This window comes from Arthrobacter sp. PAMC25284 (genome assembly GCF_019443425.1).
Lineage (GTDB): Bacteria > Actinomycetota > Actinomycetes > Actinomycetales > Micrococcaceae > Arthrobacter > Arthrobacter oryzae_A.
In genome coordinates, this window is record NZ_CP080382.1 from 1,781,022 (window position 1) to 1,795,136 (window position 14,115).

General features: G+C 64.8%; 12 protein-coding genes. 2 read left to right on the forward strand and 10 right to left on the reverse strand.

The window, feature by feature from the left end; translation table 11 throughout:
- Positions 1-767 precede the first annotated feature (767 nt).
- Complete coding sequence (locus KY499_RS08220) at positions 768-1,460, reverse strand: DUF6318 family protein (protein ID WP_308813089.1); 693 nt, start codon at positions 1,458-1,460, stop codon at positions 768-770.
- A 176-nt stretch (positions 1,461-1,636) separates the two neighbouring features.
- Between KY499_RS08220 and KY499_RS08225 the strand changes: the two genes are divergently transcribed.
- Together KY499_RS08225 and KY499_RS08230 are read left to right on the forward strand one after the other, a co-directional pair.
- Positions 1,637-2,071, forward strand: coding sequence for a pyridoxamine 5'-phosphate oxidase family protein (locus KY499_RS08225; RefSeq protein WP_123254860.1), 435 nt, complete (start codon positions 1,637-1,639; stop codon positions 2,069-2,071).
- Between the two features lie 27 nt (positions 2,072-2,098).
- Positions 2,099-2,533, forward strand: coding sequence for a very short patch repair endonuclease (locus KY499_RS08230; protein WP_123254861.1), 435 nt, complete (start codon positions 2,099-2,101; stop codon positions 2,531-2,533).
- A 427-nt stretch (positions 2,534-2,960) separates the two neighbouring features.
- On the opposite strand, the gene KY499_RS08235 is transcribed toward KY499_RS08230, so the two are convergent.
- The 9 genes from KY499_RS08235 to KY499_RS08275 form a co-directional block, all read right to left on the reverse strand.
- Complete coding sequence (locus KY499_RS08235; RefSeq protein WP_219886785.1) at positions 2,961-3,113, reverse strand: hypothetical protein; 153 nt, start codon at positions 3,111-3,113, stop codon at positions 2,961-2,963.
- A gap of 127 nt (positions 3,114-3,240) precedes the next feature.
- Positions 3,241-4,491 carry an McrC family protein gene (locus tag KY499_RS08240; RefSeq protein WP_258191031.1) on the reverse strand — a complete coding sequence of 417 codons (1,251 nt, stop codon included), beginning with the start codon at positions 4,489-4,491 and terminating at the stop codon, positions 3,241-3,243.
- 7 nt (positions 4,492-4,498) lie between these two features.
- Positions 4,499-6,730, reverse strand: coding sequence for an McrB family protein (locus KY499_RS08245; protein ID WP_219886786.1), 2,232 nt, complete (start codon positions 6,728-6,730; stop codon positions 4,499-4,501).
- Between the two features lie 123 nt (positions 6,731-6,853).
- On the reverse strand, positions 6,854-7,108 hold the full coding sequence (locus tag KY499_RS08250; RefSeq protein ID WP_123254863.1) for a hypothetical protein: 255 nt from the start codon (positions 7,106-7,108) through the stop codon (positions 6,854-6,856).
- 60 nt (positions 7,109-7,168) lie between these two features.
- Positions 7,169-7,645, reverse strand: coding sequence for a thioesterase family protein (locus tag KY499_RS08255; protein WP_123254887.1), 477 nt, complete (start codon positions 7,643-7,645; stop codon positions 7,169-7,171).
- 77 nt (positions 7,646-7,722) lie between these two features.
- Complete coding sequence (locus tag KY499_RS08260) at positions 7,723-9,726, reverse strand: ABC transporter ATP-binding protein (protein WP_258191083.1); 2,004 nt, start codon at positions 9,724-9,726, stop codon at positions 7,723-7,725.
- A 104-nt stretch (positions 9,727-9,830) separates the two neighbouring features.
- Positions 9,831-11,564, reverse strand: coding sequence for an ABC transporter ATP-binding protein (locus KY499_RS08265; protein ID WP_219886787.1), 1,734 nt, complete (start codon positions 11,562-11,564; stop codon positions 9,831-9,833).
- Positions 11,565-11,657: 93 nt separating this feature from the next.
- Positions 11,658-13,400, reverse strand: coding sequence for an MFS transporter (locus tag KY499_RS08270; protein WP_258191084.1), 1,743 nt, complete (start codon positions 13,398-13,400; stop codon positions 11,658-11,660).
- 127 nt (positions 13,401-13,527) lie between these two features.
- Entirely contained in the window at positions 13,528-13,743 is a 216-nt protein-coding gene (locus tag KY499_RS08275; RefSeq protein WP_219886788.1) for a hypothetical protein, read from the reverse strand.
- Positions 13,744-14,115 lie beyond the last annotated feature (372 nt).

The following is a 14,115-nucleotide window of genomic DNA, read 5'->3' on the forward strand; positions in this document are numbered from 1 at the left end:
CCTTGAAATGGGTGGTCAGGACGACGTTGAAGTCGCCGGTTTGGGTATAAACGTGGCTGGTGGGCGTCTTCTCGCCCCATCGGTCCTGCGGAAGAGGGCCCGCCCGACGCCGGAAGAGGGCCTTGGTGCGTGCCGTCGCCGTAGTTCCAGGAATACTGCACGGGCTTCGCGACAACGTGCACAGACTGGGCAAGGATCGTGATGTCGAACTGTTGTTCCGCAGCGTCCGCAAAGAAATTCGTTTCTGCTCCGCGCAGCGTATGTGGACTGGGTTGGGCGGTGCTGGTTCCGGCGGCAACAGGGAGTTGCTGGAACTCTGTCTGGATCACGGCTGCGATGCGAGGAAGGAGGTCCTCTGGCCGTGGGTCAAAGAGGCAAGTCGGCCCGGAGTGGAAGGACCATGTCGGCAGCGGTACGCCGGCTGGAGCTTTCAGCCAGACAACCGGAATCCCCTCCACTCCGCCGGGTCCGTTTTTACAGTCGACGCGGTTACCCAGACAGGTAGTGTCGAAATCCGCGCCGCCAAGGTGGCACTGGAGTTCGTATTTGTATTGGTACGGGTCTGCGGACGCGGCTCCTGGCGGCAGCCTCGTGAACGTCTTGGATGAGGGGTCCAGGGCCCACCCATTGAGATTGACGCTGTCCGGATGCCATTCTCCAAAAATGTCAGGATCCGCCGCGTGTACTTGACCCGCCCCAATTACCGAAAAGATCGTCACAGATCCAAGCATTCCCACGGCTCTCAAAGCATCAAGAAAACGCATGGGTCACGCGACAATTCTGCCAACGTCGATGAGCTTCCATGCACCATTATTGAACGACAGAAACAGTAGATTGCCCGTATCGTCAGGCTGTGGGTCACTGCGTGCGACGGATCCATCAGCCCTCATGTACGTCAGAGGCGTCTGGTGAGCTTGAACCACAACCTGATAGGTCAATTCTGGGCCGAGAATGTATTCGGTGCTTATAGAAGGAGTGGATATTTTTCCCCCTACGATCCACCGCCCCTCCGAATTCCACGCGCCGATAACCGCTCTGGCTTTGTCGCATGGAGCGCAACCAACTGAGGTCACGGAGTCAAAAACAACCAAATCACCGGTCTCATATCCGTGGCTGAGCAAACTAAACCAGTAGGCGGCAAATGCCACCGCACCTTCCTTAGTCTCTGCCTTCGCGGCTTCAGGCAACACGGGGACCGGGACATTCTCTGCTTTTCCTGAGGCGTCGGCCGGCCTGTAGCTGGCGGTCGGCGTCGGAGTCGCACTGGCTGTGGGAGACGCGGAGACACTCACGGCTCCTGCCGATGACGCTCCGCCTTGGCCTGGATCTGCGCCCGCGCAGGCGGTGGTAAACAGGACCGCGGCCATCACGACGGCCCCGGCACCTCGGCTCCCGCGCCAGTGAGGAAACCTGTGCACGAGCCAGCGCCAGTAGGTGGAAATCGAAGTGCGAGATGTCATGGCCAGCTACTCCCCGATAGAAAATCACGACGCCTGGATCCAAATATTGCTTAAGGGTAGCCGACTCCGCATCCGGGGCTCAGGGTTATCCACAGGTCCACACCCCGCCCGACTTCTGCCGGCATTCCGGACCTTTTCCTCTGGTATTTCATGACACCGGCCAGAACAATGGAGCCATGATGTTCGAACATGCAGATGACAACCCGGTCCTCGTCCTTAACGACGACCAGGCCTGGGAGCTCCTCGAGGGCACCAAACACGGCAGGCTCGTCGTCACGGTCGCCGGTGAACCGGATATCTTCCCGGTGAACTACGTCGTCGACGCCAGGAAGCTTTACCTCCGGACGGCCCCGGGCAACAAGTTGGCCGAACTCACCATCAACGCCAAAGTGCTCTTCGAAACAGACGGGATCCTCTCCGATGAGGCTTGGTCTGTGGTCCTCCGCGGTAACGCCCGCGTCCTGCAGCAGTCGGCGGACATTGCCCGGGCCGAAGCGCTGGGATTGAAATCATGGGTGCCCACGCTGAAGGACTTCTACGTCGAAATAGATCCGACCTCGCTCAGCGGCCGGCATTTCCAGTTCGGGGAGCAACCAGAGCGCGATCTCTAGCACTTCGCCCGTTGGCAGAACCAGACCATGGCCGACAAGCTCACCTCCGAGCGGCGCAGCTGGAACATGTCCCGCATCCGCGGCAAGGACACCAAACCCGAAATGCTGGTGCGGCGGTTGCTCCATGCCAAGGGTTACCGCTACCGGCTGCACGGTTCCGTCCGCGGCGGTCGGCTGCCCGGCAACCCTGATCTCGTGTTTGCCGGCCGGCGCAAGGTCATCTTCGTCAACGGCTGCTTCTGGCATTTCCACGATTGCCGCGTAGGCCGGCACGCGCCCCAAAACAACGCCGATTTCTGGGCCGCCAAGCGCACTCGGACCAGGGACCGCGACGCCGAGCAGCGTTTGCTGCTTGAAGCCGCGGGCTGGCAGGTACTCACCGTTTGGGAGTGCGAGCTTAAGGACGTCTCGTCGTTGGAGACCAATCTGGACGCATTCCTGCGCAAGCCAACCCCCGGTTGATCCCCACGCCGCCCGGCCCCGTAACGCCCTGCCCCACGCCGCCCGGCCCTGTTCGGCCCTTCCAATAAGCCCTGCCCAGCACGGCGCGTCCATTCAGGCTGTGTCCAGCAAGCCGCGGTAGAGTAGATCGCGGTTCAGTTCCATGGCCCCCGTGGCCCTGTGGCCCCCGATTGCAGTACGACCTGTACAGCAGCGCCGGAGGCGACAGTCCGGGCGGACTGAGCTAATATCTTCTCTATTGGGGAATTAGTTTGGGGATATTTACCGTATCCATTCGACCTCGAATGGGAGTTACTACGCCCTCGGGAGAGCGCAAATGCCCCACCTCATGATTCCAAGCGAAGAACTGGACGCTGTGCGGTCGTCGCCGGCCGGGTCCGACTTCACGGCCAAGGTCCTGCCCTTCCGGCAACACCAGGCGTCCCCTTCACGCTCGGATGTAACCAATACCCAGACCGCCCTCCGCCGCGTTGAGCAGGATCTTGAACCGCTCCGTCGGCAAGTGACGTCGATCATTGATGAAATTCTCGCCGGGAACGGCGCCGCTGAAGAGCCCGTCCGCGAAAGTCTGCGCCTGCACGTCGCTAGGAACCCGGGCGAACCGGAGCGGGGCCCTGTTGAAGCACTTGCTCAGTGCGCCCTCCGTAAGCAACGACCCCGACTGAACCGGTCCCGAGAAATCGGCCCCGCCTGAACCGCGGTTCGATTCAGCGGCCGAGGCTGGCCTGCCGCAGGACTTCGCCCCACGACTGCTTGGCCAGGTCGGCGACCGAGGCCAGAATTTCCGCCGGCGGCAGCGATAGATCCAACGGAAACTCCACCACGTCGATGTCCGTGTTCAGGATTCGGCGCAATTTGATTCCTCCGGCCCCCGGGTACACGATCCAGGCCGTGGGGACCCGGAGCGATGTGCAGTACGCCAGCATCCGGTAGTGGTCGGCCGACAGGGACGCGCCGGGATCGGCGGCGGCCTGGTACTTGGCGTCGTAGACCATTACCGGCCGGCCGCCCAGGAAATGGACCGCGCCGGGTTGCACCACGATCCGGTCGGAGTCCCGGACCGCCTCGTTCAGCAGGGCATTGTGCCTCAGCCGCATCTCCCCCGGATACGCGGCCATGGCTTCGCGGAGCGCCCTCCCCACGAAGTCCTCGAAGACCTTTGCCATATCCACTACGAACGACGCCGACTGCTGCTGACCGTCGCCGGCCTCCGCCGACGCGTTTCGCAGGATCACCTCGGCCAGCCGGAGCGCGGCGTGGTAGCGGGTGTTCATCCTGGTGGGCCGCCATGCCGGCAGCGGAGCGCCGGACTGCAACCGGGAGACCGCGCCGAGCTTTCCCTTCAACTGCCGCAGCCGGCTCTGAACGTCCGGCCGTACCCGCGGCACCTGGGACATCCGCTCCAGCGCAGCCCGCAGGATCCGGTTCTCGGCAATGTCTTCGGTGAACTCGTCGTACGAGACCTCCAGCGGCACCAGCATTCCTGGCCGGCGCGAAATCTGGTCTGAGATCCGGATCCGCCCCTTGACCGTCCGCAGCGATTCATCAACGGTGAGGTAGCCCTGCAGCACACCACGGCTCATCGCCCGGTCCGCCAACTGGGCCAGCGACTCTGCGAGCGCGCTCCACAGCCCCGGCACCTCCTCGGCCGTCACGGCGTCCTCCCGGAAGCCTTGGTCCCCGACGTAGCCGAGCAGGAACAGCAGCCTCGTCAGGTCAATGCGCTGCTTGGGCCGAACGTCCAATTGCAGCACCGGCGTACGCACCGAACCCACCATACCCACCGGCTCAATCCGGAAAAGGCCCAGTCCCAGGGGTGAGACCTTGACCAGGCCGCTGGCGTTCAGGGAGGCCGCACTGCCGGCGTCGAGCCGTTCAACAACCCCGTGGGACAGCTCGTCCAGGACGATCCGCCGCACCGGCGTTGCACCGGGCGGGAGCGCCGCGGGGCGGGACACCGAGGGCTCAGCCGCGCGCAAGGCGGGCGAGCAGTTGTTCCAGGCCGAACCGCTCCTGCAGCTGCGCGCGGTTGAGCTGGCCGTGGTAGTGCTCCTCCAGCAACGGCATGAGCTCGTACTTCCAGATCCGTTCCAACCCCTTCGGGGTCTGGGCGGACTTCTTCATGAAGTAGGACGGCCCGATCATCAGATCGCGGTCCCATTCGTCAATCGCGTCGTTCAACGCGTCCAGCAGCAGGGCGGGTGTTGTGTCCAGGTCCCGGGCCTGCAGGAACCGCAGCAGCGATCCCTTGACCGGCTCCGTTTTCGGGTGCAGCTCGATGAAGGAGAAGCGTCGGCGGATGGCCGCGTCCATCATCGCGATGGAACGGTCCGCGGTGTTCATGGTGCCGATGATGTACAGGTTGTCCGGCAGGGTGAAGGGCTCGTTCGGGCTGTACTGGAGGTAAATCCGATCATCGCGGTACTCCAGCAGGAAGTACAACTCGCCGAAGACTTTCGCGAGGTTGGCCCGGTTCATCTCGTCGATGATGAGGAAGTACGGCTTGCTCTCGTTGCCAGGCTTGGCGGCCTCCTCGGCGAGCCGGCGCAGCGGCCCGGCCACGAGCTTGAACGACACCTGGCCCTCGTCCGTTTTGTCCGGACGGAACCCTTCGAAGAAGTCTTCGTAGGCGTACGACGGGTGGAACTGGACCAGCTTGACCCGTTCATCCGTGGTGTCGCCGGCAAGCTGGGCCGCGAGGTGCTTGGCCAGGTACGTCTTGCCGGTGCCGGGCGGACCGTAGAGCACCAACTGGCGGTTCTCCTCCAACAGTTCGGCGATCTCCTGCAACGGTTCAAGCTCCATGTGCAGGGACGCGGCAAACTCCGCTGTCAGGGGCCTGAAGCCTTCGCATGCGGGCTCGACTGCGGCAGCCGGCTCGGCGTCGTCGGCAGGATCCGCCTCCGCTTCGGCGGGCAGCAGCGCCTCAAGCGCCTCAATCACCCGGGTGATGTCCACGATGATGCCGGCGGTGGCCAGTTGCCGCTGCACGTGCCGCGGCAATTCGGCCATGTCGTGGGTCTCGTCGAACCAGCGGACCTTGCGCCGCAGCCGCCGGTTGCCTTCCCGGTGCTGGGCCTCGCCGAGGATCACGCCAACCCGGACAGTGCCAGCATTCTGGTACAGGGCGAGGTCTCCCGGCTTCATGACCGTCAGGAACGCGAAGACGGCCGTTTTGGTGTCTTCGCGCTCCACGTAGCCCAGGTGCTTGTAGTCCTCGTCGACGGCGTGCTGCACGAGCCCGGCGGTCACCCCCGGGTCCAGCAGGCGGAGATGTTCGACGTCGAGCGTCACCGTTTCCTCGTCCCGCCAGGTTCCGAGCAGCTCGGCGTTGTCGTGGTGGGTGCGCAGCAGCCATGCCCGGCGGCCCGGGTCGCCGACCTTGCGCCATTGGCTGACGAGCTGACGGGAGTACCAGTCGATCCGCTGGCCGGCCTGTTCATCGAGGTGGAGACGGATGCGGTGAATGTCGGCCGAGACGTCCTCATCGCTGTCGCCTTTCGCCCCTCCCACGAGGGAGGCGAACGCGTCACGGATCTCCTGGCGTTCGACGTCGGCGACGACCGGCTCGAAGTAGCTCGGCCAGACCAGGAATTCGATGCTGCGGCGGATGGCCGGCTGGTCATCGGGGGTGCCGGCGACCAGCTTGTGGAAGGCCAGGGGGTCTTTGATAGCGGCCGCGACGATGTTGGCCGGTTGCTGGGCCACGTGGTGCACGAACCTGCAGAGCCACTTCAGGTGGTTCCAGATGGTCCAGTTGAATTCCGCAGTACGGTCCCTGATCACGCCGTGATCAGTCATGCCCGCGTAGAGCTCATCCGGGAGCTCCAGCGGTGGTTCCAGCCACGAAGCGGCCTCCGCCACGCGCGCACGCTTAACCTTCAGTGATTTCACTTCATGCGCCAGCGGCAGCGATTGCAGGAACAAGAGTTCGACGGCCAACTGCTTGGCCCCCCGCGAGACGCCCTCCAGGTTGTGCCGGAGATTGGTCATCATGGGGGCCTTGGGGTCCGGGACAGCCTGATCCAGGCGCCGCAGCAGCTCCGCCGACGCCGCTGCGCTCCAGGTCCGGGTGCGTCCGTCCAACGGTGACGGCTTCCCCTGCAGCCCCGGTCCCAGCACGAACCACGCCGCGTCTTCAATCTCCTTGGAGACGCCGAGGGCGCGGTGCATGGCAGGCTTTTTGGTTGGGGTCATACGTTCAATTTACAGGCTCAACCTGAACAGACCCATTTAAGCCTTCTGGAAGATTACTGCCAGGAAACTTCCGCGAGGCTCCGGGCGACGCCGGCCGAGGCCGTGCGAGGCTCCGGAGCGCGGCTACTTCTTGATGCCGTCCCGTTTCCGGCCGAGGGTGAAGTACGTCCCCGGGCCGACGAAATTGACCAGGGACGCGAGCCGCCACAGTGTTTTGCTGCCGCGGATCTCCTCGGCCGGGCGGCGGGTAATGTCCCACTGCGCTGCGATCAGAAGGCTCAATTGGACGACGCCCACGGCGGCCGTCCACAGCTTCTTCTTCGGCGACAGCTCTTTCCAGGATTTCTTCACGGCCTGGCCCGTGTGCTTGTTCTTCATTGCGATTCCTTAGCCTTGGGGATGTTTATTGTAGGAGCGATCCTAATGCCGCAGTAGGGGCTACGGGACCGGCTGGGTTGGCTTTCCCGCGCCGGACGGGCTGGACGCAGCGCCCTGGTGGGTCCGGGTGTACGGGATGAGCCGTTCTTTTTGCTCCTGCGTCAGCCGCTGCACCCGGCCAGTGGCCTCATCGACGAACGCCAGATGGGTGGTGGCGCGGACGCAGTCCTCCCGGGTTACCGGGTCCTGCACGAGGTAGTGGAGGTCGAAGCTGGCGCCCTTGAGCGCACCAACCCACATCTGCACTACGGCCGGCACATTGCGGTATTCGAGGGTCCGGACGTACCGGATTTTGTGTTCCACAACCAGCGCCAGAGTGCCCTCGGGAATCTCGTTGAACAGCCCGACGGGAGGCTCGACGCCTGGAAGGCCGGTCCCCCGGGGCGGGCCGAACGCCGCGATGCGGGCTTCTTCCAGCATCCGGACAACCTGGACGTTGTTGATGTGCCCGTAGGCGTCCATATCACCCCACCGCATCGGCACCAGCACCTCGATGCTCTGCGGATCCTGGCCGCCCGGCCCCCTTGTGGCGCCCCTTGCGGCTCCCCCGGCGCTCAACCCAGCACCGCCGTAGTGTCATCGGCCGTGGTCCGGGCCGGTTCCTCGGCAGCACCGCCCTCGGTCACCTGTCCCGGGTCCCCGGGGCTTCCCTCCGGCCCAGCAGCGTCGGCGTCTTCGCCGGCGAATTGGGACATGTAGAGCCGGTAGTAGGCGCCCCGGAGCTCCAGCAGCTCGGAGTGCCGGCCCTGCTCCACGATCCGGCCCGCTTCCATCACCAGGATGGTGTCTGCGTCCCGGATGGTGGAGAGCCGGTGCGCAATCACGAAGCTCGTGCGCTCGGTCCGCAGCGCCGCCATGGCCTTTTGGACCAGCACTTCGGTGCGGGTATCCACGGAGCTTGTGGCCTCGTCCAGGATCAGCAGGGACGGGTTGGCTACAAACGCGCGCGCAATCGTGATCAGCTGCTTTTCGCCGGCGCTGACGTTGTTGCCTTCCTCATCGATAATCGTGTTGTAGCCCTCCGGCAGCGCCCGCACAAAGCGGTCCACGAACGTTGCCTTGGCCGCCGTCATGATCTGGTCCTCAGTGGCGTCCAGCTTGCCGTAGCGGATGTTCTCGTAGATCGTCCCGCCGAACAGCCACGCGTCCTGCAAAACCATCCCGACCTTGGACCGGAGTTCCGCGCGGCTCAGCGCGGTGATGTCCACGCCGTCGAGGGTGATGGTGCCCGCGTTGAGCTCGTAGAAGCGCATCACAAGGTTCACCAGGGTGGTCTTGCCGGCGCCGGTCGGTCCGACGATCGCCACGGTGTGCCCGGGTTCGGCGGTGAAGGACAGGTCCTCGATCAGCGGCTTGCCAGGGGTGTAGCTGAAGGTGACGTGCTGGAAGTCGACGTGGCCGTCGGCCTTGGCCGGCAGGTGTTCGGTGGCGGTCTCGGCGTCCTGTTCTCCGGCGTCGAGGAACTCGAAGACCCGCTCGGCGGAGGCAACCCCGGACTGCAGCATGTTGGCCATCCCGGCCATTTGCCCCAGCGGCTGGGTGAACTCGCGGGAGTACTGGATAAATGCTGTGGCGTCCCCCAGGCTCATTCCGCCCGATGCGACCCGCAGGCCGCCGACTACGGCGATTCCGACGTAGCTGAGGTAGGACACGAACTGCATGACCGGCATGATCATGCCGGACACGAACTGGGCACCGAAGCTCGCACGGTAGAGCGCCTCGTTTTGCTCGTCGAAGCGAGCCAGCATGTCCTCGTCGCGGCCGAAGACGCGGACCAGGTCGTGACCGGAGAAGGATTCCTCGATCTGGCCGTTCAGCGCGCCGGTGTTCTTCCACTGAGCTGCGAAGAGCTTCTGGCTGCGGGAGCCGATGATGCCTGCGGCCACCGCGGAGAGCGGCAGGGCGATCAGCGCGATCAGCGCCAGCTGCCAGGACACGATGAACATCATGATCACAATGCCCAGCACTGTCAGCGCCGAGCTCACGAGTTGCGCGAAGGCCTGCTGCAGCGCCTGCTGGATGTTGTCGACGTCGTTCGTAACCCGTGAGAGGGTGTCGCCGCGTTGGCGGGTGTCGAAGTAGTTCAGCGGTAGCCTGTTGAGCTTCTGTTCGGTGCTGTCCCGCAGCCGCCGGACCACCCGCATGACCAGCACGTTCAGGACATAGCCCTGCAGCCACAGGAAGATGTTGGCGACGAAGTACATCACCAGCACCACGCTGATCAGGTAGGCGAGTTCCTGGAAGTTGACGCCGACGCCGGGGACGAGGTCCATCCTGTCGATCATGCCGGCGAAGTTGTCCTGGCCCTGGGAGCGCAGCCCGTCGACGAACTGCTCCTTGGTGACCCCGGCCGGCAGTTGTTTGCCGACTACTCCCCCGAAGATCACATCCATGGCCTGGCCCAGGATCCGCGGGGCAATAACGTTCAGGACGACGGCGACCGTCACCATCGCCAACACCGCGGCGATCCCGGCCCGCTCCGGCTTCAGCAGGCCCATCAGCCGCTTCGCGGAGGGCCAGAAATGCTGGGCTTTCTTGGCGGGCATGGCACCGAACATTCCGCCGTCGGCCTCGCCGGGGGTGAACTCCTCCTCGTGGAATTCCTCGTCGGCGGCGTCGGGTGCCGGGGTGGCTTTCTCGCTGCCGCTCACGCCACTGCCGCTCACGCCACTGCCTCCGCGCTCAACTGGGATTCAACAATTTCCTGGTAGGTGCTGGAACTTTCCAGCAGTTCCTCATGCGTGCCCCGGTCCACGATCCGGCCTTTGTCCAGCACCAGGATCTGGTCCGCGTCCGCAATCGTGGAGACCCGCTGCCCGACGATGATGACCGTCGCGTCGGCGGTTTTTGCCTTGAGCGCCCGGCGGAGCCTAGCATCGGTGGCCACGTCCAGGGCCGAAAAAGAGTCGTCGAACAAGTACACCTTGGGCTCGGTGACGAGGGCCCGGGCGATGCACAGCCGCTGGCGCTGGCCTCCTGAAACGTTGGTGCCGCCCTGGGAGATCCGGGAGTCGAGTCCGGCGGCCTTGTCCTGCACGAAGTCGGCGGCCTGGGCAACGGTCAGGGCTTCCCACAACTCCTGCTCCGTGGCCTCCGGCTTCCCGAAACGCAGGTTGTGCCCGATGGTGCCGGAAAACAGGTAGGGACGTTGCGGCACCATGGCTACGCGCTGTGTGATCTCGGCCCGGTCAAGCCGGGTGACGGGAACGCCGTCGAGCAGGACGTCACCGGAGGCCGCGTCATAGAGCCGCGGCAGCAGGCCCAGCAGGCTGGACTTGCCGGCGCCCGTGGAACCGATGATCGCCACCGTCTGGCCCGGTTCCGCCTTGAAGCTGATGTCGCTGAGCACGGGCGCTTCGGCGCCCGGATAGGAAAAGGTAACGTTCCGGAACTCCACGCGGCCCGCGCGTGCGGCGGGTTGCACCGGGGTCAGCGGCTCATGGATGGAGGGGTCGACGTCGAGGACCTCGCCGATCCGGTCCGCGGATACCGACGCCCGCGGAATCATCATGGCCATAAAGGTGCCCATCATGACGGCCATCAGGATCTGCAGCAGGTACTGCAGGAATGCCGTCAGCGCCCCCACCTGCATCTCGCCGGCGTCCACCCGCTGGCCGCCGAACCACAACACGGCGGCGGTAGAGACATGCAGGATCATGCCGATGGCGGGGAACATCAGGACGAACAGGGCGCCGATTTTCAGCGAGACGTCGGTCAGTTCCCGGTTGGCGGCGCCGAAACGCCCGGCTTCGTGGGGTTCACGGACGAAAGCCCGGATCACCCGGATTCCGACGATCTGCTCACGGAGTATCCCGTTCAGCCTGTCGATCTTCAGTTGCATGGAGCGGAACAGCGGGATGAGCCGGACCACAATGAGGCTTACCACGACCAGCAGCAGGGGCACCGAGACCCAGACCAGCCACGAGAGGTCAAGGTCCTCGCGGATCGCCATCACGATCCCGCCGATACACATGATGGGGGCCGCCACCATGAAGTTCAGCGTCAGAAGCATCAGCATCTGGACCTGCTGGACGTCGTTGGTGCCGCGGGTGATGAGGGTAGCGGCGCCGAAGACGTTCACGTCCCTGGCCGAAAAGCTGCTGACCTTGCGGAAGACGCCGCGGCGCAGGTCACGGCCGAAGGCCATGGATGCTTTGGCGCCGAAGTAGACGCCGGCAACCGCGGTGACGACCTGGACCAGGGCAACAGCCAGCATCAGCATGCCCGTGCGCCAGATGTAGTCCGTGTCCCCGCGGGTGACGCCCTCGTCAATAATCTGCGCATTCAGGCTGGGCAGGTACAGCGCCGCGATGGTGGAGGCCAGCTGGAACACGACCACAGCCGTGATGTACGGCAGATACGGCTTGGAATAGCGCCGCATGAGGGTGAGGAGCATGCCCACGAGTCCTTAGGGAGACCGAATAGTGAAGTGCGTTGAAGCGCTGATTTGAGACTAGCCGAAGGGGCCGACGGCAATGGTCATTCCACGCTACGAAATTCTACGTCCGGCCCCGCCGCTGGCGGGCCGGACCGGGAAGCGGGACTCGGCACGCTCGCGGCTGAGCACCTCGATGAATTCCCGGTCCAGATCCACAATGCCGGTTCCCGCACTGGACGGCGTGGCTCCGTCGGAGACGGTGCCGGTGCCGGTGCCGGGCGCCGTCGCGGCAGCGCCACCCGCGGTCGCGACGGCGGCGTCGGCAGCGGCTGCTCCTCCGCGCCCGGTGGCTTCGGGACGGATATCCACTGTGCGGCGCAGCGGACGTTCCGTGATGAAGAGGACGGCCACCAGCGCCACGAGGCCGATGATGGCCGAGATCAGGAAGACACCCGCAATAGCGTCACCGTAGGCAGCCCGCATGATCTCGCGGATGGGCGCCGGCATGTCCTTGAGGTCCATGCTGGCACCGGCCGATCCGGCCGGAATCTGGATGCCGGCGTTAGCCATGCCTTCCGCGGCGAGCTCTTTGACACGGTTGCCCAGCACGGCGCCGAGGACCGAGACGCCGATCGCGCCGCCGACGGAGCGGAAGAACGCCACTGAGGCGCTGGCCGTGCCGATGTCCTTGGCCTGGACCGTGTTCTGGACGGCGAGGACGAGGTTTTGCATCAGCAGCCCAAGACCAATGCCGAGGACGGCCGTGTAAATTCCCGCGAGCCACAGTTCGGTGGTGTGGTCCATGCTGCCGGCCAGTCCGAGGCCTCCGACGAGCAGGACCGCGCCGGCGACCAGGTAGCGCTTCCACTTCCCGGTGCGGCTGATGAGCATGCCGGAGCCGACAGACCCGATCAGGTTGCCCGCGATCATGGGCAGCGTCAGCAGGCCGGCTTCCGTTGGGCTGGCGCCGCGTGCCACCTGGAAGTACTGGCCCAGGAATGTCGAGGAGCCGAACATGCCGACGCCGACCGCCACGGAGGCGAGGATCGCGAGGGCGGTGGTGCGCTCGGAAATGATCTTGAGCGGGATGATGGGCTGCTCCACCCGGGATTCAACGACGACCAGCAGCGCCAGCAGCAGCAGGCCGCCGCCGACCATGGCTACGGTCTGCCACGACCACCAGGCGTAGTAGTCGGGGTTACCGGCGAAGGAAACCCAGATGAGCAGCAGGCTGACGCCGGAGGTGAGCAGGATGGAGCCGAGCCAGTCGATTGAGGCGGGGCGTTTGATGTGCGGGAGTTTCAGTGTGATCTGGAGCAGGATGAGCGCGACGACGGCGAGCGGGACGCACACGAAGAAGGTCCAGCGCCAGCCCAGCGGGCTGTCCACGATGAAACCGCCCAGCAGCGGTCCGCCGGCCGTGCCGACGGCCATCACGCCGCCCATGTAGCCGGAGTATTTTCCGCGGTCCCGCGGCGGGATCATCGAGCCGATAATGGCCTGGGCCAGGGCGGTGAGCCCGCCCATGGCAACGCCCTGGACAACGCGGGCCGTGAGCAGCAGAGGAATCGTCTCGGACAGGCCTGCCATCACGGAGCCGGCCACGAAGATCACGATGCTTAGCTGGACGAGGACTTTCTTGTCAAAGAGGTCCGCCAGTTTGCCCCAGATGGGCGTGGTTGCTGCGTTGGCCAGCAGCGCCGCGGTAATCACCCAGGCGAAGTCCGTCTGGGTGCCTTTGAGCTCGGACATGATGGTGGGAAGCGCATTCGCCACGATCGTGCTGCTCAGGATCGCGGTGAAGAACGCGGCCAGTAGGCCCGTGAGCGCTTCCATGATCTGGCGGTGGCTCATAGCCCCCGGTTCGACGGCGGGCCGGGAAGGCCTGGGTGCCTCCGGTGGGAGGTGCGGCGGGACGGGGGACGGCCCCGTGGCGGCTGCGTGGCTGGCCATATATCTACTCCTTAAACAGTGTCGGTCGTTATCGTGGGCCGGACCGTTGTCGCCCTGCCGAGGTCCTGGGGGATTTCGCAAGTTTCGGCAGCGCGCGCGTGGTCACTTCAACGTCGTCCTGGTCCTGCAGCAGGCCCTGGATGGTGGCGCGGTTGTCCTCGATAACGCGCAGCTTTTTCGCTTCGGAGGCGGAGAAGTCACTCAGCGCTGTGCTCCCGTCATCCGGATCCGGCTGACATGGCAAATACCCATTTTACTTGCCTAAGGCAACTATATGCCGAAACTGGTTGCTTTGTGAAACTACCTTGGTTGCGGGCGCCGGCATTCGGCCGGGAGGGCCGCACGGATCGGCGGCACGGAACGGCGCTTAAACGCCAAATGCGGGACCGCTGGGCTGGCGCGGGCTTCCTGCCCGCAAGGACTGGACAGCAGATGGCGGTAGCAATGGCCGTTCAAGAAAATATCAGAAGATTCGACACTCAGGGCGTTCCGGGGCATGAGATCGCCCGCCGGCTGGGCATCAGCCGGGATTCGGAAGCCGCCACCCTCCCGGGACTCAACGGCGTGCTGCTGGGTCGGATTCGACCGGTGCGCTACGAGCCACGCAAGGCAGACA

Excerpts from the sequence above, each read along its gene's own strand:
- KY499_RS08220 (WP_308813089.1), bottom strand. The coding sequence starts at position 1,460 with ATGACATCTCGCACTTCGATTTCCACCTACTGGCGCTGGCTCGTGCAC.
- KY499_RS08225 (WP_123254860.1), top strand. The coding sequence starts at position 1,637 with ATGATGTTCGAACATGCAGATGACAACCCGGTCCTCGTCCTTAACGAC.
- KY499_RS08230 (WP_123254861.1), top strand. The coding sequence starts at position 2,099 with ATGGCCGACAAGCTCACCTCCGAGCGGCGCAGCTGGAACATGTCCCGC.
- KY499_RS08245 (WP_219886786.1), bottom strand. The coding sequence starts at position 6,730 with ATGACCCCAACCAAAAAGCCTGCCATGCACCGCGCCCTCGGCGTCTCC.
- KY499_RS08250 (WP_123254863.1), bottom strand. The coding sequence starts at position 7,108 with ATGAAGAACAAGCACACGGGCCAGGCCGTGAAGAAATCCTGGAAAGAG.
- KY499_RS08255 (WP_123254887.1), bottom strand. The coding sequence starts at position 7,645 with ATGCGGTGGGGTGATATGGACGCCTACGGGCACATCAACAACGTCCAG.
- KY499_RS08260 (WP_258191083.1), bottom strand. The coding sequence starts at position 9,726 with ATGTTCGGTGCCATGCCCGCCAAGAAAGCCCAGCATTTCTGGCCCTCC.
- KY499_RS08265 (WP_219886787.1), bottom strand. The coding sequence starts at position 11,564 with ATGCTCCTCACCCTCATGCGGCGCTATTCCAAGCCGTATCTGCCGTAC.
- KY499_RS08270 (WP_258191084.1), bottom strand. The coding sequence starts at position 13,400 with ATGAGCCACCGCCAGATCATGGAAGCGCTCACGGGCCTACTGGCCGCG.